This is a genomic window from Pseudomonas sp. GW458-11-26-14-LB4 (assembly GCF_059423925.1).
This window is the reverse complement of record NZ_JBWKYU010000014.1, coordinates 118,622-141,984: the sequence shown is the minus strand read 5'-3', so window position 1 is coordinate 141,984 and position 23,363 is coordinate 118,622. Positions and strand designations below refer to the sequence as shown.

Annotated in this window: 24 protein-coding genes; 12 read left to right on the top strand and 12 right to left on the bottom strand. The window is 61.9% G+C overall.

The window, feature by feature from the left end:
* Positions 1 to 283 precede the first annotated feature (283 nt).
* Positions 284 to 754 carry a DUF1289 domain-containing protein gene (locus AC07XZ_RS19430; RefSeq protein ID WP_039767141.1) on the top strand — a complete coding sequence of 157 codons (471 nt, stop codon included), beginning with the start codon at positions 284 to 286 and terminating at the stop codon, positions 752 to 754.
* Positions 755 to 878: 124 nt separating this feature from the next.
* On the opposite strand, the gene AC07XZ_RS19425 is transcribed toward AC07XZ_RS19430, so the two are convergent.
* Complete coding sequence (locus tag AC07XZ_RS19425) at positions 879 to 1,742, bottom strand: universal stress protein (RefSeq protein WP_085602794.1); 864 nt, start codon at positions 1,740 to 1,742, stop codon at positions 879 to 881.
* 159 nt (positions 1,743 to 1,901) lie between these two features.
* Between AC07XZ_RS19425 and AC07XZ_RS19420 the strand changes: the two genes are divergently transcribed.
* From AC07XZ_RS19420 to AC07XZ_RS19410, 3 genes are all read left to right on the top strand, one after another.
* Positions 1,902 to 2,510 carry a MiaE family protein gene (locus AC07XZ_RS19420; RefSeq protein ID WP_064597504.1) on the top strand — a complete coding sequence of 203 codons (609 nt, stop codon included), beginning with the start codon at positions 1,902 to 1,904 and terminating at the stop codon, positions 2,508 to 2,510.
* 140 nt (positions 2,511 to 2,650) lie between these two features.
* Entirely contained in the window at positions 2,651 to 3,358 is a 708-nt protein-coding gene (locus AC07XZ_RS19415) for a response regulator (protein WP_007958821.1), read from the top strand.
* Positions 3,359 to 4,645, top strand: coding sequence for an ATP-binding protein (locus AC07XZ_RS19410; protein WP_102687025.1), 1,287 nt, complete (start codon positions 3,359 to 3,361; stop codon positions 4,643 to 4,645).
* Positions 4,646 to 4,678: 33 nt separating this feature from the next.
* Here the strand turns inward: AC07XZ_RS19410 and AC07XZ_RS19405 are convergent, their stop codons facing one another.
* Together AC07XZ_RS19405 and moaA are read right to left on the bottom strand one after the other, a co-directional pair.
* Positions 4,679 to 5,578 carry a bestrophin family protein gene (locus AC07XZ_RS19405; RefSeq protein WP_085746110.1) on the bottom strand — a complete coding sequence of 300 codons (900 nt, stop codon included), beginning with the start codon at positions 5,576 to 5,578 and terminating at the stop codon, positions 4,679 to 4,681.
* 29 nt (positions 5,579 to 5,607) lie between these two features.
* Complete coding sequence (gene moaA, locus AC07XZ_RS19400; protein ID WP_102687026.1) at positions 5,608 to 6,606, bottom strand: GTP 3',8-cyclase MoaA; 999 nt, start codon at positions 6,604 to 6,606, stop codon at positions 5,608 to 5,610.
* 357 nt (positions 6,607 to 6,963) lie between these two features.
* Here moaA and AC07XZ_RS19395 point away from each other — a divergent pair, with 357 nt between their 5' ends.
* The 4 genes from AC07XZ_RS19395 to AC07XZ_RS19380 all read left to right on the top strand — a co-directional run bounded on the left by AC07XZ_RS19395 (position 6,964) and on the right by AC07XZ_RS19380 (position 11,989).
* Positions 6,964 to 9,288, top strand: coding sequence for an FdhF/YdeP family oxidoreductase (locus AC07XZ_RS19395; RefSeq protein ID WP_102687027.1), 2,325 nt, complete (start codon positions 6,964 to 6,966; stop codon positions 9,286 to 9,288).
* A gap of 109 nt (positions 9,289 to 9,397) precedes the next feature.
* A complete protein-coding gene (locus AC07XZ_RS19390) occupies positions 9,398 to 10,813 on the top strand; it encodes a cytochrome ubiquinol oxidase subunit I (RefSeq protein WP_102687102.1) in 1,416 nt (471 codons plus the stop codon).
* A 17-nt stretch (positions 10,814 to 10,830) separates the two neighbouring features.
* Entirely contained in the window at positions 10,831 to 11,847 is a 1,017-nt protein-coding gene (gene cydB, locus AC07XZ_RS19385; protein WP_102687028.1) for a cytochrome d ubiquinol oxidase subunit II, read from the top strand.
* Positions 11,834 to 11,989, top strand: a complete 156-nt coding sequence (locus tag AC07XZ_RS19380) for a DUF2474 domain-containing protein (protein ID WP_102687029.1) — start codon at positions 11,834 to 11,836, stop codon at positions 11,987 to 11,989. Before cydB ends, AC07XZ_RS19380 begins: the two co-directional genes overlap by 14 nt.
* Positions 11,990 to 12,034: 45 nt before the next feature.
* On the opposite strand, the gene AC07XZ_RS19375 is transcribed toward AC07XZ_RS19380, so the two are convergent.
* Positions 12,035 to 12,886, bottom strand: coding sequence for a CAP domain-containing protein (locus tag AC07XZ_RS19375; protein WP_102687030.1), 852 nt, complete (start codon positions 12,884 to 12,886; stop codon positions 12,035 to 12,037).
* Positions 12,887 to 13,085: 199 nt separating this feature from the next.
* Between AC07XZ_RS19375 and AC07XZ_RS19370 the strand changes: the two genes are divergently transcribed.
* Positions 13,086 to 13,706 carry a cell wall hydrolase gene (locus tag AC07XZ_RS19370; protein ID WP_102687031.1) on the top strand — a complete coding sequence of 207 codons (621 nt, stop codon included), beginning with the start codon at positions 13,086 to 13,088 and terminating at the stop codon, positions 13,704 to 13,706.
* A 145-nt stretch (positions 13,707 to 13,851) separates the two neighbouring features.
* Here the strand turns inward: AC07XZ_RS19370 and AC07XZ_RS19365 are convergent, their stop codons facing one another.
* From AC07XZ_RS19365 to AC07XZ_RS19350, 4 genes are all read right to left on the bottom strand, one after another.
* The gene (locus AC07XZ_RS19365; protein ID WP_102687032.1) at positions 13,852 to 15,258 is read right to left on the bottom strand and encodes a heavy metal sensor histidine kinase; all 1,407 of its coding nucleotides are present in this window, start codon (positions 15,256 to 15,258) and stop codon (positions 13,852 to 13,854) included.
* A complete protein-coding gene (locus tag AC07XZ_RS19360) occupies positions 15,255 to 15,926 on the bottom strand; it encodes a heavy metal response regulator transcription factor (RefSeq protein WP_007950581.1) in 672 nt (223 codons plus the stop codon). The genes AC07XZ_RS19365 and AC07XZ_RS19360 overlap by 4 nt, the downstream gene beginning before the upstream one ends.
* A gap of 12 nt (positions 15,927 to 15,938) precedes the next feature.
* Complete coding sequence (locus AC07XZ_RS19355; protein WP_085746118.1) at positions 15,939 to 16,196, bottom strand: DUF2790 domain-containing protein; 258 nt, start codon at positions 16,194 to 16,196, stop codon at positions 15,939 to 15,941.
* Positions 16,197 to 16,343: 147 nt separating this feature from the next.
* Entirely contained in the window at positions 16,344 to 17,057 is a 714-nt protein-coding gene (locus AC07XZ_RS19350; protein WP_102687033.1) for a murein L,D-transpeptidase catalytic domain family protein, read from the bottom strand.
* Between the two features lie 151 nt (positions 17,058 to 17,208).
* Between AC07XZ_RS19350 and AC07XZ_RS19345 the strand changes: the two genes are divergently transcribed.
* Positions 17,209 to 18,822, top strand: a complete 1,614-nt coding sequence (locus AC07XZ_RS19345; protein ID WP_102687034.1) for a L,D-transpeptidase family protein — start codon at positions 17,209 to 17,211, stop codon at positions 18,820 to 18,822.
* A gap of 3 nt (positions 18,823 to 18,825) precedes the next feature.
* On the opposite strand, the gene AC07XZ_RS19340 is transcribed toward AC07XZ_RS19345, so the two are convergent.
* Both AC07XZ_RS19340 and AC07XZ_RS19335 read right to left on the bottom strand, forming a co-directional pair.
* The gene (locus AC07XZ_RS19340) at positions 18,826 to 19,341 is read right to left on the bottom strand and encodes an HvfX family Cu-binding RiPP maturation protein (RefSeq protein WP_102687035.1); all 516 of its coding nucleotides are present in this window, start codon (positions 19,339 to 19,341) and stop codon (positions 18,826 to 18,828) included.
* A gap of 57 nt (positions 19,342 to 19,398) precedes the next feature.
* Positions 19,399 to 19,602 carry an HvfA family oxazolone/thioamide-modified RiPP metallophore gene (locus AC07XZ_RS19335; RefSeq protein WP_085746122.1) on the bottom strand — a complete coding sequence of 68 codons (204 nt, stop codon included), beginning with the start codon at positions 19,600 to 19,602 and terminating at the stop codon, positions 19,399 to 19,401.
* Between the two features lie 241 nt (positions 19,603 to 19,843).
* On the opposite strand from AC07XZ_RS19335, the gene glsB reads away from it, so the two are divergent.
* Positions 19,844 to 20,752, top strand: coding sequence for a glutaminase B (gene glsB, locus AC07XZ_RS19330; protein ID WP_102687036.1), 909 nt, complete (start codon positions 19,844 to 19,846; stop codon positions 20,750 to 20,752).
* 69 nt (positions 20,753 to 20,821) lie between these two features.
* Positions 20,822 to 22,324, top strand: coding sequence for an aldehyde dehydrogenase family protein (locus AC07XZ_RS19325; protein WP_102687037.1), 1,503 nt, complete (start codon positions 20,822 to 20,824; stop codon positions 22,322 to 22,324).
* Positions 22,325 to 22,372: 48 nt separating this feature from the next.
* Here the strand turns inward: AC07XZ_RS19325 and AC07XZ_RS19320 are convergent, their stop codons facing one another.
* Together AC07XZ_RS19320 and AC07XZ_RS19315 are read right to left on the bottom strand one after the other, a co-directional pair.
* Positions 22,373 to 23,032: a carbonic anhydrase gene (locus tag AC07XZ_RS19320; RefSeq protein WP_007950573.1), complete on the bottom strand. Its 660-nt coding sequence runs from the start codon at positions 23,030 to 23,032 to the stop codon at positions 22,373 to 22,375.
* Positions 23,033 to 23,043: 11 nt separating this feature from the next.
* Positions 23,044 to 23,280, bottom strand: a complete 237-nt coding sequence (locus AC07XZ_RS19315; protein ID WP_085746126.1) for a DUF2790 domain-containing protein — start codon at positions 23,278 to 23,280, stop codon at positions 23,044 to 23,046.
* Between the last annotated feature and the right edge of the window lie 83 nt (positions 23,281 to 23,363).

The window sequence follows — 23,363 nt, the reverse complement described above, 5'->3', positions numbered from 1 at the left end:
TCCCCGCTGGAAAAACCCTACGCCAACACCGCTCTGAAGGAACGACTGTGCTCGTGACGCTTTGAAAACAGCTTCTAACGGACATTGGCGCCTAAAAAGGCTGGCTGATTCTACGGCAAAAAAAATTTAAAGGTAAGTCGCGCTCTATTGGACTTTGGTTGCGTTGTGCGCGGCTCGGGCAAACCTTGATCCAGCGCTTGCCCCTGACGTTTGAGGGGTGATGAATGGCGGACAAAGGGCTAACATGCCGACCTGTTCCGCGTTTCAAGTGTTCTGCCCATTTATGCCCAATCAGACCATCAAGACCCCCTGCGTCGGCCTCTGCTCCACCGTTTACGGTGATCTGGTGTGCCGTGGCTGCAAGCGTTTCCACCACGAAGTGATCCATTGGAACGGTTACAACGAGGAAGAAAAGCGTGCGGTGTGGCTGCGTCTTGAGCAATTGCTGTCACAAGTGATGGCGAGCAAGGTCGAGGTCTTCGACCCGGCGCGCCTGCGTCTGCAACTGGAACAGCGCAAGATCCGCTTCGTGCCGCATCAGTCGGAATATTGCTGGGCTTATCAACTGATCGCCCGGGGCGCGCGGGTGATCATTAATCTGGAAGCCTACGGAATGGTATTGCTGCCGGAGTTTCGCGACTGGAACCTGCCGGAACTGCGCGATGCCATTGATCGGGAATTTTTCCTGCTGTCGGAAGCGCACTATCAGCGCTACATCGCACCCGGTTTCCTCAAGGACGCCCTCGGCGACTGACCTATTGCTATCGCTGGCAAGCCAGCTCCCACAATAATGGTGTAAAGCTCTCCCTGGAGTGCACACCTAAGTCCCTGTGGGAGCTGGCTTGCCAGCGATAACGGCCTTACAGGCGCCCTAATACTTAATGCTTCACCGCCAACTCCACCAAATGGTCTTCAACCTCTTGGGGTTTGAGCACCAGCACATCACTCTCCAATTGATCCAGCACCTGTTCGGCCGTATTGCCGATCAACGCCCCCGACACACCGCTGCGCGCCACGGTGCCAATCACGGTCACCGCCGCTTGCAGCTTGTGCGCCATGAACGGAATCAACACGTCCGCCGGACCTTCCTCGACATGCAAATGCTCGTCATCGATGTCGAACTCAGCCTGAAACGCCCGGCATTGCTCGCGATAGCGCGCCTCGATGGTTTCCTTGAGCTGGAACGTCGGGTCCGCCGCCGACAGCATCGGTGACGGATGGGCGGTAATCACGTGCAGATGCCCCTTGGCCAGGCTGGCAATGTCGAACCCATGGTCGATGATCGTGGTGTGCAGATGACGGTGTTCGCCATCGGCATTGCCCACGTCGACCGCTGCCAGAATCACTTTGTCCTTCCACGAACCGGCGGTTTTCACCAGCAGCACGGGAGTAGGGCAGTGGCGCAGCAGTTTCCAGTCCGCCGGGGTCAGCAGGGCCTTCTTCAACGAGCTGTCGGGGAAGTGCTGCTTGATCACCAGTCCGCAGCCTTCGGCCTGCTGCACGTCGATGATGGTTTCGTGCAGGCTCTCGTTCCACGCCTGTTCGGTGGTGACGCTGTAGCCGTCCGCCAAAAGCGCGGCCTTGAGCACGCTGAGCATACCGGCGTGATCGTGCTTCTTGTCGCAGACCAGCAGGTGCAGATGGGCCTGGGTCACCCCGGCGATCAGCTTGGCGCGCTTGAGCGCCAGGCTTTCCGCGTGTTCGGGTTCGATGACCACCAGAATGCTGCGAATGGCTTGCATGAGTGAGTCTCCAGCAATGAAAAGGCACGGCGTTGCACAACTATAGTTGCTGCGCATCCGTCTGCGACTTGATGCATATCAACGCGGGCCGCTGGTGGTCTGCGGGCAGGCCGGTATAATCGGCGCCCTTCGCTCGAACACCTTTTGACCGTGAGCCCCATGATCCTTCCCGAAATCCACGAATTCCTTGGTTGCCGCACGCCTGATGCCTGGGTTGAAGCCGCGCTGGCCGATCAGGAAACCCTGCTGATCGACCACAAGAACTGCGAGTTCAAGGCCGCCAGCACCGCGTTGAGCCTGATCGCCAAGTACCATTCCCACGTCGATCTGATCAACATGATGTCGCGTCTGGCCCGGGAAGAACTGGTGCACCACGAGCAGGTGATGCGCATCATGAAGCGACGCAAGATCGAACTGCGCCAGCTGCACGCCGGCCGTTATGCCTCGAGCCTGCGCAAAGTGGTGCGCAGCCACGAACCGGTGAAACTGGTCGACACCCTGGTGGTCGGCGCCTTTATCGAAGCGCGCAGTTGCGAGCGATTCGAAGCGCTGGTGCCGCATCTGGACGAAGAACTCGGCAAGTTCTACTTCGGCCTGCTGAAAAGCGAGGCCCGGCATTTCCAGGGTTATCTGAAACTGGCCTACCAGTACGGTGACGCCAAGGACATCGCCCAGGTGATCGAGAAAGTCCGCGCCGCCGAGCAGGACCTGATCGAGTCACCGGACGAGGAATTCCGTTTCCACAGTGGCGTACCCGTCGCGGCATGAATTGTTAAAAACTCTTAAGAGTATGAAACATCAACGAAAACCGGCCCCAGAGGCCGGTTTTTGCTGCCTGCGATAAACGTCTCGCCATTGAATGCCCGCATAATGTCGCCCACTTCACAAAGCGGTTGGCGGCGGTTGTTATGGATAACCTGGGTTTTGGCAGAGTCCTGCTGGTGGAAGACGATGAGCGGCTGGCCGCACTGATCGCCCACTTTCTCGAACAACACGGCTACGAGGTACGCACGGTGCATCGCGGCGATCTGGCCGTGGCCGCGTTTCTCGAATTCAAGCCCAAAGTGGTGGTGCTCGACCTGATGCTGCCGGGGCAGAGCGGCCTGCACGTGTGCCGGGAAATCCGCAGCGTGTCGGACACGCCAATCGTCATCCTGACGGCCAAGGAAGACGACCTCGACCATATTCTGGGCCTGGAGTCCGGGGCCGACGACTACGTGATCAAACCGATCAAGCCACCTGTTTTGCTCGCGCGCCTGCGTGCCTTGCAACGCCGGCAAGTACCGGAAAGCGGCGTAGTGAGTTCGCTGGAGTTCGGCAATCTGATCATCGACCGCAGTTGCCGCGAAGTGCGTCTGGCGGGCGAGCTGATCGAGCTGACCACCATGGAATTCGAGCTGCTGTGGCTGCTGGCCAGCGCCGCCGGCAAGATCCTGTCGCGCGATGACATTCTCAACCGCATGCGCGGCATCGCCTTCGATGGCCTCAACCGCAGCGTCGACGTGTACATCAGCAAGTTGCGCAACAAACTCAAGGACAACCCTCGCGAGCCGGTCTGCATCAAGACCGTGTGGGGCAAGGGTTACCTGTTCAATCCGTTCGCGTGGGAGTTGTAGATGCTGCGGTTATTTCTGGGGCTGTTTCTGGTGATGACGGTCGGGCTGGTGGCGGCGCTGCAAACCGTGGAGCACACCTTCAACGCCTTGCTCGACAACCAGATGCAGGCCTACAACCGTGAGGCGGTTCGCGGCCAAGCGTGGTCGCTGGTCGAACACATGCGCGACCAGCAGGGCGCGGCGCGCGAGGCGCAACTGGAAGCCTTGCGGCCGCACTACGGGCTGACGTTGAGCCTGGTCGAGGCTGACCAACTGAACCTTAACGATCAGGAGAAAGCCGAACTGGCTCAGGATCTGTTGGTGATCCGCGACGATTACACCCAGTTCATCAGCAATATCGACGGTGGTTCGCAGTTGCTCAGCATCAAACTGCCGCCCGAGCCGAGCCTGATGCCGTTCTACATTGCCGGGGCTTACCTGATGCTGGCGGTGCTGCTGGGCATCGTCCTGTACTTCTGGGTTCGTCCGCACTGGCGCGATCTGGAAAAACTGCGCCTCGCCGCCGAGCGTTTCGGTGACAACGACCTTTCGGTGCGGATCCAGCTGTCCAAACGCTCGAACATCCGCGACCTCGCCGGTCACTTCAACCTGATGGCCGCGCGCATCGAAGGCCTGATCGCCAATCAGCGCGAACTGACCAACGCGGTCTCCCACGAACTGCGCACGCCGATTGCCCGGTTGTCGTTCGAACTCGACCAGCTCAAGCAACAACCGGACGCCAGCCAGAACCGCGAACTGATCGCCGACATGTACGCCGACCTCGGCGAGCTGGAAGAAATGGTCTCCGAGCTGCTGACCTACGCCAGCCTCGAACGCGGCGCGACGGTGATCACCCGCGAAAACATTCAGGCTGCCAACTGGCTCGACAGCGTGGTCGGCAGCGTGGCGCTGGAAGCCGAGGCCGCCGGGGTGCAGCTGTTGATCGTAGATTGCCGGGTCGATGAAGTGCGGATCGAACCGCGGTTCATGGCGCGTGCGGTGATCAATCTGCTGCGCAATGCCATTCGTTATGCCGAGCAGCGGGTCGAAGTGTCGCTGGTGCGCATCGGCGATCAGTACGAAGTTCAGGTCAACGACGACGGGCCGGGTGTGCCGCTGGCAGGGCGGGAGAAAATCTTCGAACCGTTCTCGCGCCTGGACGCCAGCCGCGACCGCCGCACGGGTGGTTTCGGACTTGGCCTGGCGCTGGTGCGACGGGTGTCGCAATCCCATGGCGGGCAGGTCGAGGTCGGCGACTCGCCGTGGGGCGGCGCTTCGTTCCGCATGACCTGGGCGCATCTGGATTGATGAGTCTCCCTCCCCGGAAGGGGAGGCAGTTGATTAACTGAGGACGTAGTCCACCGGTTTCAGCGCCGGCGGCAACGGCTCAGTCCCCAGCTCCGAGAGAATATCCCGCTCGATACCCCGCACCAGCGCATCGGTCGGCAAATCGTTTTCATCCCGGCCGAACGGGTCTTCCAGTTCATCGGCAATCGCATCCAGGCCGAAGAAGGTGTAGCTGACAATCGCCGTGAACAGCGGCGTCAGCCACCCCAGCGGTTCGGCCATGGCGAACGGCAGCAGGATGCAGAACAGGTAAATTGTGCGGTGCAGCAGCAGGGTGTAAGGGAAGGGCAGCGGCGTGTTCTTGATCCGCTCGCACACGGCCTGCGCCTGGGTCAGGCTGGTCAGGTGATTGGCCAGCAGCATGTAGCGCCATTCGCTGAGATCGCCCGCTTCATGCAGATCGGAACATTGCTGGCCGACGGTTTGCAGGATCCGCCCGCTGTAATCCGGCACCTGCGCATCGTGTTGCGGGGTGATCCATTGAGCGCTGGCGGCGGCTTCGTCTTCCCGGCGCAGTCGCGCATTCAGCGCGTGGGCGAAACCACAAAGGTTAAGCAGCAATAACCGACGCTGGGCCGATTCGCGGATCACATGGGTCTCGCGAATCACCGAACGCACATGCACGATCACTTCGCCCCAGGCCTTGCGCGCTTCGTACCAGCGGTCGTAGCAGGCGTTGTTGCGAAAATTCATGAAGATCGACAGCGACAGGCCGAGCAGGGTGAACGGCGTGGCGTTGACTTTGGTGAAGTTGCTCGGGTGGAGCATTTCCACCAGCACGATGGCCGACGCCAGCAGTGTGACCATCAGGGTGCGCAGGGCGATGCGCTTGGCAATCGAGCCCTTGAGGGTGAAGAGAATGGCGAATTGATTGACCTTGGGTCGGATGATCATGCGGCTCTCTGCCTTGCAAACGTGGCGGATCAGCCGCCGGTCATGTTCATGAAACGCACCACTTGCACGTCGTCGTTCACTTCAAAGTTATGCCGGTAAGGCTTGAGTTTCATCGCTTCGATGATGGCTTTCTCAAGCCGCTCCGGTTGACCCGGGTGGGCCCGCAGCACCGCTTTCAGATCCACCGAATGCTCGTTCCCCAGACACAGTAGCAAACGCCCCTCGACGGTCAGCCGCACCCGATTGCAGGTGCCGCAGAAGTTGTGGCTGTGGGGCGAAATGAACCCCAGCCGAATGTGCGGCGCTTCGGCCAGCCGCCAGTAGCGCGACGGGCCCTGGGTCGATTCGGCGGAGTCGATCAGGGTGTAGCGCTCGGCGATTCGTTCGCGCACTTGGTTACTGGAGAAGAACGACTCGGCGCGGCTGTGTTCGCTGATGATCCCCAGCGGCATTTCCTCGATGAAGGAAATATCCAGATCGCGCTCGATGGCGAACTGCACCAGATCGTTGATCTCGTGATCGTTGCGGCCCTGCATCACCACGCAGTTGAGTTTAGTGCGGGTAAATCCGGCGGCGCGCGCGGCGTCGATGCCGTCGATCACCTGGGCCAGGTCACCGGTGCGGGTCATCTGCTTGAAACGCTCGGCATCAAGACTGTCGAGGCTGACGTTGAGGCGTTTGACCCCGGCGTCGAACAGCGGGCTGGCCAGTTTGCCGAGCTGCGAGCCGTTGGTGGTCAGGCACAGTTCGCGCAGGCCGGGCAGGGCGGCGATCTGCTTGCACAAGCCGACGACGCCGGGACGAATCAACGGCTCGCCGCCGGTCAGGCGAATCTTGCGGGTGCCCAGCGCAACGAAGCTCTGCGCCAGTTGATAGATCTCCTCCAGCGTCAGCACCCGTTGGCGCGGCAAAAACTGCATGTCTTCGGCCATGCAATACACGCAGCGAAAGTCGCAGCGGTCGGTGACCGACATGCGCAGATAGTCGACGCGGCGGTTGTAACCATCGATCAAGACGCGCTCTGACATGACAGCCTCGCTTGGGTGAAATCCGCTATTGAAGGGATTGGGTCGGCGCAGGTTATGAGCAACTTGAGACAGAGTCCAATCACTCTTAATGACCGGCCGATTGATGCTGTCGATGATGAAATAATTATTTGCTGTTTTTCCCTTCTTAGTTTTGCAAGTGCCCGTATTTAAAGGGTTTAAGTCCGTGATAGATGCTTTCGATAACGCAGTCATTAATAGCGATTAGACAAGTTTTTGCAGCGGTTCCTATCCTTGGCCCCGTCAAACGAAACGACCGCTTTTTTAACTTGAAAGTCAGTCGTCGCTGTTTAAACCCGATCAGGTTTTTGCCTGTGTGCATCGTCATGGAGAAGTCCCATGTCACAAGTCGACCGTTACAAACCCTACAAGGGCGCCGCTGCGGGTTGGGGCGCTGTCATCAGCCTCACCAAGAACTGGTTGGGCAGTGAAAACGCCCTGAAAAACATCCGCGCCATGCTCAAGACCAACCAGAACGGCGGCTTCGACTGCCCCGGTTGCGCCTGGGGTGAAGCGCCCGGCGCGAGCATGCTGAAGTTCTGCGAGAACGGCGCCAAAGCGGTGAACTGGGAAGCCACCGGCCGCCTGGTCGATCCGGCGTTCTTCAACAAGTACACGGTCTCGACCCTGGCCGAACAAAGCGATTACTGGCTCGAATACCAGGGCCGGATCACCCATCCGATGCGCTACGACGCGCGGGTCGACCGCTATGTGGAAACTACCTGGGACGATGCCTTCGCGCTGATCGCCAAGCACCTCAAAGGCCTGAAATCGCCTCACGAGGCCGAGTTCTACACCTCGGGTCGTGCCAGCAACGAAGCGGCGTTTCTCTATCAGTTGTTCGTCCGCGCCTACGGCACCAACAACTTCCCGGACTGCTCGAACATGTGCCACGAAGCCAGCGCGGTGAGCATGGGCGAGAGCCTGGGCGTCGGCAAAGGCACGGTGGTCTATGAAGACCTGCACCACGCCGATGCGATTTTCGTGATCGGCCAGAACCCCGGCACCAACCACCCGCGCATGCTCGAACCGCTGCGCGAAGCGGTGAAGCGTGGCGCGCAGGTGGTGTGTATCAACCCGCTGAAGGAGCGTGGGCTGGAGCGTTTCCAGAACCCGCAAAACCCGATCGAGATGCTCAGCAACGGCTGGGAAGCGACCAACACCGCGTACTTCCGCCCAGCCTTGGGCGGCGACATGGCGATGATTCGCGGCATGGCCAAATTCCTGCTGGAGTGGGAGCGCGAAGCCCAGGCCATCGGCGGCGAACCGGTGTTCGATCACGCCTTTATTGCCGAGCACACGTCGGGCCTCGACAGCTACCTGGCCGAAGTCGATGCCACGAGCTGGGAGCATATCGTCGAGCAGTCCGGCGTGCCGCTGCATGACATCGAACTGGCCGCGCGCATGTATGCCCGGGCCAAGAGCGTGATCATGTGCTGGGCCATGGGCCTGACCCAGCACGTGCACTCGGTGCCGACTCTGCAGGAAGTCATCAACCTGCAACTGCTGCGCGGCAACGTCGGCCGTCCGGGCGCCGGGCTGTCGCCGGTGCGCGGCCACAGTAACGTGCAGGGCGACCGCACCATGGGCATCAACGAACTGGCCCCGACCGAGCTGATGGACGCCCTGGAAAAACGCTTCAACTTCAAAGTGCCGCGGATGCACGGCCACAACACGGTCATGGCGATTGGTGCCATGGAACGTGGCGAAGCCAAGGTGTTTATCGGGCTCGGCGGCAACTTCGCTCAAGCTACGCCGGACACCCCGCGCACCCACGCCGCGATGCGCAAACTCGACCTGAGCGTGCATATCTCGACCAAACTCAACCGCAGCCATCTGGTGACCGGGCGTGATGCGTTGATTCTGCCGTGCCTCGGCCGTACCGACATCGACGTCCAGGCCGAAGGCCCGCAAGGCGTGACCGTGGAAGACACCTTCAGCATGGTGCACTTGTCGTTCGGTCAACTGAAACCGAAGTCGGCGCACCTGAAATCCGAGCCGGCGATCATTGCCGGGATCGCTGCCGCGACCTTGGGCAAACACCCGATCGATTGGGAATGGGCGGTAGGCGACTACGGGCGCATCCGTAACCTGATCGCCGACGTGATTCCGGGCTTCGAGAATTTCAACGAGAAGCTGCTGATCCCGGGTGGTTTCCACCTCGGCAACAACGCTTCCGACCGGATCTGGAAAACCGAATCCGGCAAGGCCCAGTTCACCCCGTGTGTGCTGCCGGAACATCTGATCAGCGAAGGCGTGCGCAACCTGCCGGTCAAACCGCATCTGATCCTGCAAACCATGCGTTCTCACGATCAGTACAACACCACGCTGTACGGCCTCGACGACCGTTATCGCGGTGTATACGGGATGCGCGACGTGGTGTTCGCCAACGAGCAGGACATCCGCCGGCTCGGTTTTGAACCGGGACAGAAGGTTGATCTGGTAGCGCTGTGGGATGACGAGCGTGAGCGTCGGGTCAGCGGTTTCACCCTGATCGCCTACGACATTCCGGCCGGGCAGGCTGCCGCGTACTACCCGGAAACCAATCCGCTGGTGCCGCTGGAAAGCTACGGTGACCGCACCTACACGCCGACCTCCAAGTTCGTGGCGATCCGCCTCGAAGCGGCCGAGGCGAGCAACCTGATCCCGTCGTCGGTGGCGTAGCCGACTCACGCGATCCAACCCTTTTGCATTTTGACTGGCTGCAGGCGTTCGCGCCTGGCGGTGGCCCGGCCGTGTGCTGCCGCTTTTCAGCCTGGATGAGGACATCATCATGTTCAACCTGGAGGCACTGGACCTGGCGCGAATTCAATTCGCGTTCACGGTTTCGTTCCACATCATTTTCCCGGCGATCACCATTGGTCTCGCGAGTTTCCTGGCGGTGCTCGAAGGCCTGTGGCTGAAAACCCGTAACGACACTTACCGCGATCTCTACCACTTCTGGTCGAAGATCTTCGCCGTCAACTTCGGCATGGGCGTGGTCTCGGGGCTGGTCATGGCGTACCAGTTCGGCACCAACTGGAGCGGATTCTCTGACTTTGCCGGCAGCGTCACCGGGCCGTTGCTGACCTATGAAGTGCTGACCGCGTTCTTCCTCGAGGCCGGGTTCCTCGGGGTGATGCTGTTCGGCTGGAACCGCGTCGGCCGAGGGTTGCACTTCTTTGCCACGGTGATGGTCGCCATCGGCACGCTGATCTCGACCTTCTGGATTCTTGCCTCCAACAGCTGGATGCAGACTCCGCAAGGCTTCGAAATCGTTGACGGTCGAGTGATGCCGCTGGACTGGCTGGCGATCGTGTTCAACCCGTCGTTTCCGTTCCGTCTGGCGCACATGGCGATTGCCGCATTCGTCGCCACGGCGTTCTTTGTCGGCGCTTCGGCGGCTTGGCATTTACTGCGTGGCAACGACACCCAACCGGTGCGCAAGATGTTCTCCATGGCGCTGTGGATGGCGCTGATCGTGGCGCCGATTCAAGCGGTGGTCGGTGACGCCCATGGCTTGAACACTCTGGAACACCAACCGGCAAAAATCGCCGCCATCGAAGGCCACTGGGAAAACGCCGACAACGGGCCGACCCCGCTGGTGCTGTTCGGCATCCCGGACATGCAGGCGGAGAAAACCAAATACGCCATCGAGATTCCGTACCTCGGCAGCCTGATCCTCACCCACAGCCTCGACAAGCAGATACCGGCGCTCAAGAGCTTCCCGAAAGAAGACCGGCCGAACTCGACCGTGATCTTCTGGAGCTTCCGCGTGATGGCCGGGCTGGGCATGTTAATGATCCTCGTCGGTGTGTTGGGCCTGGCGTTGCGGCGCAATGGCAAGGTCTACCGGCATCGCGGCTTCCAGCGGCTGGTGCTGCTGATGGGGCCGAGCGGCCTGATCGCGCTGCTGGCGGGTTGGATCACCACCGAAGTCGGGCGTCAGCCGTGGGTGGTCTACGGCCTGATGCGAACCCATGACGCGGCGTCCCATCACTCGGTGGCGCAGATGAGCACCTCGCTGGCGCTGTTCGTCGTCATCTACTGCTCGGTGTTCACCGTGGGTATCGGCTACATGATGAAACTGGTGAGCAAGGGCCCGCAGCCGCACCACGAACATCCGCCCGAAGGCACTCAGGTGCAGACCCCGCGCCGGCCACTGTCGGCGGTCACCGACAACCTCGAATCCGCGACCCGGATCCACTGAAAAAGGAGCGTTGAGTCATGGGTATTCAAGGTATCGATCTCTCGTTGATCTGGGGCGTGATCATTGCCTTCGGGGTAATGATGTACGTGATCATGGACGGCTTCGATCTAGGCCTCGGGATCCTGTTCCCGATGATCAGCGACGAGCAGGAACGCGACGTGATGATGAACACCGTCGCACCGGTCTGGGACGGCAACGAAACCTGGCTGGTGCTCGGCGGCGCGGCGTTGTACGGCGCGTTTCCGCTGGCTTACGGGGTGATTCTGGAGGCGCTGTATCTGCCGCTGATCTTCATGCTCGCAGGGCTGATTTTCCGCGGTGTGGCGTTCGAGTTTCGCTTCAAGGCGCCGGCTGAAAAACGTCATCTGTGGGATTGGGCATTCATCGGCGGTTCGCTGCTGGCGACGTTCTCCCAGGGCGTGGTGATCGGCGCGTATGTGGCGGGGATTCCGGTGGTGGATCGACAGTTCGCCGGTGGTGGTCTCGACTGGCTGGCGCCGTTCCCGCTGGTCTGCGGCGTCGGTCTGGTGATTGCTTACGCCTTGCTCGGCAGCACCTGGCTGCTGGTCAAGACCGAAGGCATGCTCGAATCGCGGATGCGTCACTACAGCCGTCCGCTGGCGTGGCTGCTGCTGGCGATGGTGGTGGTGATCGGCGCGTGGACGCTGCAACTGCATCCGGAACTGGCTGGCCGCTGGTTCAACCATGCGCACCTGACCGTGTTCGCCGGGCTGGTGGTGTTGGCGGTGCTGGCGCTGTTCGGGCTGTTGCGTTCGCTGCGTCAGCGCCACACCCACTGGCCGTTCGTGTTCACCCTGGTGCTGATGTTCCTTGGTTACATCGGGCTGGCGCTGAGCCTCTGGCCGAACATCATCCCGCCGTCGGTCAGCCTGTGGGCGGCGGCTTCACCGGCCACCAGTCAGTTGTTCGCCCTTATCGGCGCGCTGTTCATCCTGCCGGTGATCCTGATGTACACCTTCTGGAGCTACTACGTGTTCCGCGGCAAAGTGAGGATTGGCGATGGCTACCATTGATTCGCGTGAGGTGAAATCCAGCCCCTGGTACAAGCGTCTGGGCTGGCTGCTGCTGATCTGGTTGGGCAGCGTGGTCTCGCTGGCGGTGGTGGCGAGCCTGCTGAAACTGGCGATGTATGCGGCGGGAATGAGGACTCATTGACCATAAAAAAACCGGAGCCTGGCTCCGGTTTTTATTGCGCGGGATTTACTCCCCGCCAAACATCGCAGTCCAGTAAATCCCGGCGCTGCTCTTCGGATCGACTGCGTAGGCAGCGCCCAGCTCGCGGTACTGCGGGTTCATCAGGTTGGCGCAATGGCCAGGGCTGGCGAGCCAGCCGGCAACGACCTTCTGCACCGTGTCCTGCCCGGCGGCGATGTTTTCGCCGACCTGCTGGCCGCTGTAACCGGCCAGTTCCGCGCGGTCGCCGGGAGTGCCGCCGTTGCGGTCCTTGTGGTCGAAATAATTGTTGTTGGCCATCTCGCGGCTATGCTCCTGGGCAACGCCACCGAGCACCGAGTTCCACGCCAGCGGCGCTGTCGCTGCGAATGCCTGACTGCCGCACTGGCGCGGTTGGGCGCGGGCGGCGTTGAGTTGTTCGAGGAGTTTCTGGCCTTCCGCCTGACCGTCGCCGAGGCGGGCGGACAGCAGTGGTCGGGCGAGGGTGATGCGCCAGTCACGGTCGGCGCGACTGACGCCGATATCGACGAACTGCGGATCCAGCACCACCTGACAGAAACTCTCCTGAATCGCCTTCATCGCCGACGCCGCATCCCTTGGCCCGTTCAGGGTAATCGCCTGCACGTTGACCATCGGGTAGCGAGCGCTGGACATCGCCTGCTGCAAATCCACCACGCCGCTGGCCGGCAGAATCAGGCGCGGATCGGCCGACAGCGGCGGCAATTCGCTGGACGCCTGGCTGCCACAACGCTGCGGCTGGCTGCGGTAGCTGTTGATCGATTCGATCAATTGCGACTCGTCGGTGGCCATGGCCGAAGTGGCCAGCGCCAGGCCCACGGACAACGCGGCGAGTCGCAGAACGGATGGCATGAAGCGCATGGAAATCTCCCTTGGGCTGAGTGCGCACATCATGCGCGAAAGGGCCCCGGTTCGTGCAATGTCTTTTTCTTCACGACGCGGATTTTTCTGCGGAACGATGCCGTGAAAATTGCCGTCTACACTTCGCGAAGAGCCCGGGATCCGGGCGTCTCAACCACGTAACACTTTGCCCGCATCGGGCCCTGCCGGAAGAATGATCATGCAATTGAACGGGTTGCTTTGCTGTCTTGCGTTGACCTTGCTGAGCGGCGCGGCACTGGCCACCGATCAGGCACCGATCAAGGAAAAGGCCGAAGCGAAAGCCGAGGTTCTGGAAGAGAAGGCCGCCGACAAACCCGACGCGCCCCCGGCACCCAAATCCGAAGCCATCACCCCGACCGAAGCGCAGGCGGTCGACCCCGCTGGCGCCGCTCCGCTGGACGACCCGATCACCTGTCTGGCGCGCAGTATCTATTGGGAAGCCAAGGGCAAGGACAATGCCGACATGGAAGGCGTGGCCAGTGTGGTGATGAATCGCCTCGGGCATGACGGCTTTCCGGGCACGGTGTGCGAGGTGGTCAAGCAGGGCTCGGAAACCAAGAGCTGCCAGTTTTCCTGGTGGTGCGACGGGCGTCCGGATCAGGTCAAGGAAGATGCCGAATACGCGCTGGCCAAGGAAATCGCCGGCAAGGCGCTGAACCGCCAGCTCACCGATCGCACCCGCGGCGCGCTGTATTTCCACGACCGCAATGTTCATCCAAGTTGGGCCAAGGAATACAGAAAAACCGCCGAGACCAGGAAATTCCTGTTCTACAAACCCGCAGGCGGGGACGCGCGTTAGGCGCAGACTTCGCGCACACAATGGCACCGCCATTTCCCTAGTAGGAGCGAGCCTGCTCGCGTTAACGCCCCGTCAGCCAGTTTCATCAGTGCCTGACACAACGCATTCGCAAGCAGTTCGCTCCCACAGGGACACCTTGGCGAAATCAGTCGCGGGGTTGTCGGGCCGGAAAGAACAGTTCAAAGCAGGTGATGCCGTCGGCGCTGCTGACGCTGTAGCGGCCCTGATGCAACTGCATGATGGTCGCGACAATCGACAGGCCCAGTCCGTTGGATTGGGCCGAGCGCTCGCGGGACGGATCGACGCGGTAGAAGCGCTCGAACAACCGCGACAGATGTTCCGCCGGAATGGTCGCGCCCTGATTGCGTACCCGCAGGTAGCTGCCGTCCGCTTCGGCGATGGCTTCGACCTGCAGCGTCGAATCCGCCGCGCCGTACTTGATCGCGTTGGCGCACAGGTTGGCCAGGGCCCGACGCAGCAGCATCGGTTCGGCCCAGATCACACCGCTGCCACTGGCCTCGATGGTGACGCCGACATCGGCGGCCAGGCCTTCGAAGTAATCGGCAATGCGTTGCATCTCATCGCCGGCGTCCAGTTCCTGCCGCTGGCTCAGCGCGCCGGCCGGGTCGGTGCGGGCGAGAAACAGCATGTTGTCGAGCATCCGCGCCAGCCGTTCGAGTTCTTCGACGTTGGAGGCGAGCAACTGCTGATAGGCGTCCACACTGCGGTTCTGTTGCAGCGCGACCTGGGTTTCCCCGAGCAGGTTGTTGATCGGTGTGCGCAGTTCGTGGGCCATGTCGGTGGAGACTTGGCTCAGTTGCGCAACCCCTCGGTCGAGCCGGTCCAACATCGCATTGAAGGCTTCGATCATCGGCTGCAATTCCCGAGGCGTGCCGTGGCGGTCGAGGCGTTCGCCGAGGTTGGCGATGCCGATCCCGTGGGCGTGCCGGGCAATCCGCCGCAACGGCAGCAGTCCGCGATACACCAGCAGGCAGCCGACCAGCGCCAGCACAATCGCCGCCAATGATGCGAGGCCGTACACGCTGAGCCGGTAATTGGCGAGCATTGCCGTGCGCTCGGTCATCAGGCGTCCGGTGAGCACCTGCAGGTTGCCCAGATCGCCCGAGTCGATGGTCGCCGCCACCGCCGAAAATGGCACACCGTCGACGCTCGGCAAGTGCTGTACATCGCTCAGGGCCATCGGGTGATCGATCGGTACGGCGGGCAAGTTCGGAGTGGCGAGGTTGCCGGGGTTGACCACCAGCAACGGCGGCTGGCCGGGTGCGCCGATGGTCAGCAAGGCTTCGCGGTTGCCGAGCATGTTCTGAAACAGCGCCGGCTTGTTCTTGATCAGCTCCAGGGTGTTGCTGTCGTTGAGGAAGGTGCGCAACTGATCGACGCGACTGACCAACTGGATGTCGTCGCGGCGAATCAGAGCAGCTTCCAGTTGGTTGTACAGCGCCGCGCCCAGGCCTCCCAGCGCGGCGAAGGCGAGCACGGCGAAGACCAGCGCCAGACGCAAGGTCAGGGAGTAAGTGCCGGCGATTTTCATGGCTGGGTATCGAAGCGGTAGCCGATGCCGCGCACGCTGTGGATCAGCTTGAGCGGGAACGGATCGTCGATCTTCGCCCGCAGGCGGCGCACGGCGACATCGACCACATTGGTGTCGCTGTCGAAATTCATGTCCCACACCCGTGAGGCGATCAGCGAGCGCGACAGCACCTGGCCGGTGTGGGTGGCGAACAGTTGCAGCAGGGCGAATTCCTTGTTGGTCAGGGTGATCCGGTTGCCGGCGCGGGTGACCCGACGCTTGAGCACGTCGATCTGCAGATCGGCCACCTGCAATTGCTCCTCTTCATGGATCGGCCCGCGCCGGGTCAGGGTGCGCAGGCGCGCCACCAGTTCGGCGAAGGAAAACGGCTTGATCAGGTAATCGTCGGCGCCCAGTTCCAGGCCCTTGACCCGGTCGGCGATGTCATCGCGGGCGGTGAGGAACAGCACTGGCGTGTCGGTCTCCTTGCGCAGCCGGCGCAGGACTTCCCAGCCGTCCATTTTCGGCATCATCACGTCCAGCACGATCACGTCGAAGTCGAACTCCAGCGCCAGGTGCAGACCGTCGGCGCCGTCCCGGGCCAGACTCACGCTGTAGCCCAGTTCCTGCAGGCCGTTGAGCAAGTAGTTGCCGGCCTTGGGTTCGTCTTCGACAACAAGGATATTCATGGGCACTGTGCCTCAATTGTCATTGATACAGCCGCTGCCTTGCACTTGATAGTCCAGCACATGTTCACGGCCCTGGTGGTCGAGGTAGTTGAGTCGCGCGGGGATCACGCCGCAAGCCTGGGAAATATCGGTGCTGGAGAGGACTTTGTCGACATCCAGGTGCACGAAGAAACCGGTTTTGTCATGAATGACGGCAGCGTCCGGTGCAGGGGCGGCGAACACGGAACCGGTGGCGAGGAGGGCGGTGAAGGCGAGGATCAGGGTTTTCATGATGGGTCACTCGAGTCGTTGAAGTTGATCGGCGTTTGGGCCGGGACAACTTCAAGCTACCGGGCGATCCGCTCGGCAAACCGACAACTCGATGACAAATCTGTAATAAACCGAACCTGTGGGAGCCAGCGCACTCCCACAGAGTATTCAGCTGGCGTGGGTGCTGAGAATGCTCGCGATCTGTTGTGGCTGGCAGTTGAGGTACGGCGAGGATTTCAGCCACTGCTGATCCGGGTACCAGGAGAACATGAATTGGCCATTCTTCAGACTGTCGATCACCCGTTTGGCAACTTGCGGTCGCACGGCCGGGCAACCCTGGCTGCGGCCCAGACGACCGGTACGTTTGCTCCAGAACGGGTTCACGTAGTCGGCGGCATGGATCACGATGGCGCGGTCACGGGCCATGTCGTTGACGCCCGGTTCCAGACCGTCCATGCGCAGCGAGTAACCGTGGGTGCCCTGGTAACTTTCCTGGGTGCGGAACAGGCCGAGGCTGGACTGAAAACTGCCTTCACGGTTGGAGAACCGGGTGGCGAAGTTTTCCCCGGAGTTCGAGCCGTGGGCGACCAGATCGCGCAGCACCAGTTTTTTCCGGGTCAGGTCGAAGATCCACAACCGACGCTCGGTGGACGGCTGCGAATAGTCGATGATCGCCAGGTGACGGGACTGCTTCGCGCCGTTGTTGATCGCACATTGCATGGCGTTCAAGGCACCTTTCAGCGCCTGGGGATTGAGTTCCGGAGCGGCGTGCGCGAGGCTGGTGTACAGAACCGGCGAAGTGGTGCCGGCGGCAAAGGCTGGGCTGGTCAGCACGCCAAGGGCGGTGGCAGTCAGCAGAAGTCGGCGCAAAAACGTCAACATTTAAAGTGAGTCTCCACTTGCTACTTGTTTGGCACTTAGGCTCCTGACGTCCAGTCGTTCCCGGCAAGCCCGCGAATCGGGCCTGACTGTGCACCGCACCTGAGGTAAGGTTGACCGTCAATCAAGACGGCCATGGATTGGAGTAAAGCAGTTGTTCAAAAAGTACGCATGCTACTTGAGCATTTGTTTGCTCGCTGCGCCGTTTGTCGCTTGCGCCGAAGAGCCGTTGCCGGGACTCCCGACGCTGCCGCCCGTGCCGACGGAAATGCCCATCGAGCCACAGAGCCCGCTGCAGGCTGCGCTGATCAGCCTGCCCCAGGCGTGCCCGACGATCGGCACCAGCCTCAACGGCCCGGCGCTGGATCAATTGCGCGCATTCTACCAGCAGCAGGACTGGCTGCCGGTGTGGGCCGATGGCGGGCAATTGCCGGCCTTGCATGCGCAATTGCAGCTGTTGGCCGACGATGGCCTGAATCCGAAACGCTATCCGGTGGCGCTCACCGCCCCGCAGGACGGCGAACTGTGCGCCGACATCGAGATCAGCCGTTACTACCTGCAAGCCCTGCAGGATCTGCATTACGGCCGCCTGTTGCAATCGCACTTCGAACCGCTGTGGCATTCCGACGAAACGCCACGCGACCGACAGGCCGAATTGCTCGCCATCGCCGTACCGGGCGTGCACAACGTTCCGGCTGCCTTCGATCTGGCCCGACCGCAGCTGGCGCAGTATCAGAATTTGCGCCATCTCTACGCAGCTCAACGCCTGAAAGCCTTGCCCCAATGGACGTCGGTGGGCAACGGCCCGTTGCTGCGTCCGGACATGGAAGACAAACGCGTGCCGGAACTGGCCCGCCGGCTCTACAGCGAAGGCTACCTGAGCAGTGTGGTCGGCACGCCGGACAACGCTTATCACGGCGTATTGGTGGAGGCGGTGAAGAGCTTTCAGGCCAACCATTCGTTGCAGGCCGACGGAGTGGTCGGGCCGGGAACGATTGCCGAGCTCAACATCAGTCCGCTGACCCGCCGCGAACAGTTGCGGGTCAACCTTGAACGTTTCCGCTGGATGGCCCAGGACATGGAGCCGGACGGTTTGTTGGTCAACGTCGCCGCTGCCGAGCTGACGCTTTATCAGGGTGGCCTGCCGGTGTGGCAGACCCGCACCCAGGTCGGGCGCGCCGAACGCCAGACCCCGCTGCTCAAATCCCGGGTCACGCGTCTGACCCTGAACCCGACCTGGACCGTGCCGCCGACCATCTGGAAGGAAGACAAGCTGCCGGAAATCCGTAAGGATCAGACCTTCCTCAGCCGCCAGAACCTGCAAGTGCTCGACGCCAACGGCCAGCCGCTGGCCGCCGCCGACATCGACTGGGACAATCCCGGCAACATCCTTCTGCGTCAGGACGCCGGGCCGCGCAACCCGCTGGGGCAGATGGTCATTCGGTTCCCCAACCCGTTCTCGGTGTACCTGCACGACACGCCGAGCAAGGCGCTGTTCGACAAGGGGCCACGGGCGTTCAGTTCCGGCTGTGTGCGGGTCGAGCATCCGATGAAGCTGCGCGATTTCCTGCTCAGCCCGGCGGAGAAGGCGCGCACCGACACCTTGCTCGCCACCGGCACCACCCATGAATTCCGCCTGAGCAATCCGGTGCCGATCCTCATGACTTACTGGACGGCACAGGTCGATGGCCAGGGTCGCGTGCTCTACGCGCCGGACATTTACAGCCGAGACAGCGCGTTGCTGGCGGGGCTGGACCGGGCGCATTGATCCTCAGCGGCTGGCGCGTTTCCAGAAAAACCGCGCCAGCCACGCATCCACGCTCAACTTGCCGGCCCCGGCAAATACGAGCGGCACCAGCGCAGCCAGGTAGATCGCCGGCAGTTTGAAGTTGCCGAAGCCCTTGTTGGTGATCGCGTAACCCTGGGCCAGTTCACTCAGCGATGACCAGTCCGCCGGCCAGTGCACGGCAGCGGTGGCGACGACGGTCACGACAATCAGCGAAATCGCCGAAATCCGCGTGCCGAATCCGATCAGGATCGCCAGCGCGCAGATCAGCTCTGCCCACATCGACAGCTCCCAGTTCAGCGTCGCCGGCAAGTGGTCGAAGGGAAACGGAAACCGCTCCTGAATGTCTTCGAACCAGTTCTGGCCGTTGAATTTCTCCAGTCCCGATTCGAAAAACTCCCAGGCGATGAACAGGCGCAAGGTCAGCGGCGCGAGCCACTGGCCGGCGCGGTCGAGGTTCCAGTGCAGGCCTTTGACGGCCGACGAGAGAGCTGTGGTCATGGGAAGGCTCCATTCATTCGAAAGAAAACGGGGCACCAACGTGCCCCGTGAAAAGGGTTACTCGCCGGCGCCGCACTTGCCTTCGCCGCATTTGCCTTCCGAGGTTTTTTCCGCCGAGTCGGCCTTGGCCTGGGACTGGCTGTAGCCGTGATCCAGTTGCTTGACGCTGAACGCTTCGGAAGCCGAAGCCGCGTTGGACAGGGCCAGGCCACCGGCAAGCAGCAGGCCGAGGGTCAGGGAGGTTTTCGAGCGCTTGGTCATGGTGAATCTCCGATGCGATGTTTGAGTTCAAAGGCTTGATCGGGGCTGCCGATCGACAGGTTCATTTGAACGCCGGGCTGTATCGCTGATGTGTCGCGAAGGGCCGGATTTGTGCGCGGGATGTGTCGGGCGTCGGGCCGTACACACTGCGATACAGAGCGCCGGTGTGATTCGATTGCCGGGCGCAGCGTCTAGCCACGGTGTCCCCGCAATCCCATGGGGCGAGACTTCGGAACCCGGCATGCAAGCGCTGTTGAACGAGATCCTTGACGCTGTCCGGCCCCTGATCGGGCAGGGCAAGGTGGCTGACTACATTCCCGCACTCGGCACCGTGCCGGCCAATCAATTGGGCATCGCCGTGTATGGCAACGACGGCGAGATGTATTGCGCCGGCGACGCCGAGACGCCGTTCTCGGTGCAAAGTATTTCCAAGGTGTTCAGCCTGGTGCAGGCCATCGAACATTCCGGCGAGGCGATCTGGGAGCGTCTGGGCCACGAGCCATCCGGCCAGCCATTCAACTCGCTGGTGCAGTTGGAGTTCGAACGCGGCCGTCCGCGCAATCCGTTCATCAATGCCGGGGCGCTGGTGATCTGCGACATCAACCAGTCGCGCTTTGCGGCACCGGCGTTGTCGATGCGCGACTTCGTGCGGCGGCTGTCGGGCAACCCGCAGGTGATGGTCGACGGCAAGGTCGCCGACTCCGAGTACCAGCACCGCGCGCGCAACGCGGCGATGGCGTACCTGATGCAATCCTTCGGCAATTTCCACAACGACGTGGAAGCGGTGCTGCGCAGCTACTTCAGTCACTGCGCGTTGCGCATGAGCTGCATCGACCTGGCCCGGGCGTTCTGCTTCCTGGCCAACGACGGTTTCTGCAAACACAGCGGCGAACAGATTCTTACTCGCCGCCAGACCCAGCAAGTCAACTCGATCATGGCCACCAGCGGTCTCTATGACGAGGCCGGCAACTTCGCCTATCGCGTCGGTCTGCCCGGCAAGAGCGGCGTCGGTGGCGGCATCGTTGCGGTGGTGCCGGGGCAGTTCACGGTGTGCGTGTGGTCGCCGGAGCTGAACACGGCGGGCAACTCGCTGGCGGGGATGGCGGCGCTGGAAATGCTCAGTTCGCGGATTGGCTGGTCGGTGTTCTGAGCCCGTGTTGCTTTGAGGGAGGCCAACCTATACATTTTCCGGCCGCCCTCAATATGGTGAATCCGCTCCATGTCTCTCGCGCTCGAACGTCTCGTCGCTGGCACGCCTATCCCTTTCGCCGGTAACCGCGTCACCGTGGTCAGCCCCGAACTGGCCGAGCGTTTCCGACCCGGCGACCACCTGTTGGTGGAGCAGGTGAGCGGCGAGCTGTTGCTGATTCCGGTGGTGGATCAGCAGGCCGCATCGGTGGCGATCGAGCGTGCAGCGGCGGCCTTTGCCGCGTTGTCTGCGGTGCCGGATGAGGCCATCAGCCGCTTCTTCGATCTGTTTGCCCAACGTCTGGAAAACCCGGACGCCTGGGCACTGATCGAAACCGCCAACCTCGCCGACATCGAACGGGCCAAGGCGCGCGGTCGTTCCACCACCCGGTTGCTCGCCGACGAGCGCATGCGCCGCGACATGATCGCCGGCCTGCGCGCCTGGCGTGATGCGCCGGCCACCCGTGGCAAAGTGATCAGCAGCGTCGAGCATGACGGCTGGAAGGTCGAGCAGGTGGTGTCGCCGCTGGGCATCGTCGCATTCGTGTTCGAAGGTCGGCCAAACGTCTTCGCTGACGCCGCCGGTGTATTGCGCACCGGCAACACCGCCGTGCTGCGCATTGGCAGCGATGCGCTGGGCACCGCGCAAGCCATCGTCACCCACGCCCTGAACCCGGCGCTGGCCGATGCCGGTCTGCCGGCGGGTGCGGTGTCGCTGGTGGAGAGCGTCAACCACGCCGCCGGTTGGGCGATGTTCGCCGACCGGCGTCTGTCGCTGGCGGTGGCCCGTGGTTCGGGCCGTGCGGTCAGCCAGTTGGGCAGCATCGCCCAGCAGGCCGGCACCGCCGTCAGCCTGCACGGCACCGGTGGCGCGTGGCTGATCGCTGATCGCGATGCCGACGCCAAGCGCTTTGCCGCCGTGGTGCGCAACTCGCTGGATCGCAAAGTCTGCAACACCCTCAACGTCTGCCTGATCCAGCGCGACCGTGCCGCCGAACTGGTGCCACTGTTCCTCGATGCCTTGAAACAGGCCGGTACCGCGCGCGGTCAGGGCTGCAAATTGCACATCGTCGAAGGCAGCGAAAGCTATCTGCCGAGCGAATGGCAGAACGCGACGGTCGAGGTCTATCGCGCCGAGGGTTACCAGACCGAAGCGTTGGCCGAGCCGCTGCCGGAAGTGCAACTGGGCCGCGAGTGGGAATGGGAAGAGACCCCGGAAACCAGCCTGATGATCGTCGACGATCTGGATCAGGCCATCGCGCTGTTCAATCGCTACAGCCCACAATTCACGGTGTCGTTGATCAGCGAAGATGCAGCGGTTCAGGAGCGCTTCTACAGCGCGGTCAACGCGCCGTTCGTGGGCAACGGCATCACTCGTTGGGTCGATGGCCAGTACGCGCTGAACAAGCCGGAGCTGGGGCTTTCGAACTGGGAAAGCGGCCGGTTGTTTGCCCGCAGCGCGATTCTCTCCGGTGACGGTGTGTTCACCGTACGCAGCCGCATGACGCAAATCGATCTGGGCGTAAAACGCTGAACAGAACAACGCCGCGCCCGTCGCAATGACGGGCGCGGCGTTGTGTTTTCAAGCAGCATCGACTGCCTGACCGTACACCGCGCACGTCGACGGTTGCTCGGCCAGCGAGACGAAGGTACGGCGGTCGGCACTCAGCGCGTCGATCGAACCGGTCTCGATGTCGTACACCCAGCCGTGCAGATTCAGCAGGCCTTTCTCCTGGGCCAGGCGCACGCTCGGGTGAGTCTGGATGTTCGCCAGTTGCGCGATCACGTTTTCCCGCACCATCGAACTCAGCTTGGCCGCGTCATTGGCGTGTGGCCGCGATTCGTTGACCACTTTCGCCGACTCGGCGTGTTGCAGCCAGCCGCTGACGGCGGGCAGGTGATCCATGCATTTGCACTGGGCGATAGCAGTCATGGCGCCGCAGTCGGAGTGGCCGCAGATCACGATGTCGGTCACGCCGAGCACGGCGACCGCGTATTCCACCGTTGCCGAAACCCCGCCCGGATGCGGGCTGTAGGACGGCACGATATTGCCGGCGTTGCGGATCACGAACAGCTCGCCGGGTTCTTGCTGGGTCAGCAGTTCCGGGACGACGCGGCTGTCGGAGCAGGTGATGAACAAGGTGCCCGGCGTCTGGGTAGTCGCCAGGTGTTTGAACAGTTCAGTGCGTTGCGGAAACGCTTCGTTCTGGAACTTCAGGAAGCCTTCGATCAGGTTTTTCATGGTGTGTCCTCTCAGTTCGAACAGCCGGTGCCGAATTCGCTGTATTGAAGAATGTGTTTTGCGCCGTGACTGTCGAGGTAAGTCATCTCGACCGGCACTACGCCGCAGACGTCGGCGACCGGGGTGATGCTCACGACTTCAGCGATATCCAGAGACATGCCGTAGCGGTAAGCGACGGCTTCGTCATCGGCCTGGGCTTGAGTGCAAAGGCCGGCGAGCAGGGCAAGGGTCAGCAGAATTTTTTGCATGGGGCAGCCTCCAGGCAGATGTGGTGATGACTTGGCAAATCAGGTTTGGAGGGGCCCGCACGCGGAGTGCGGGCCCGGAGGGG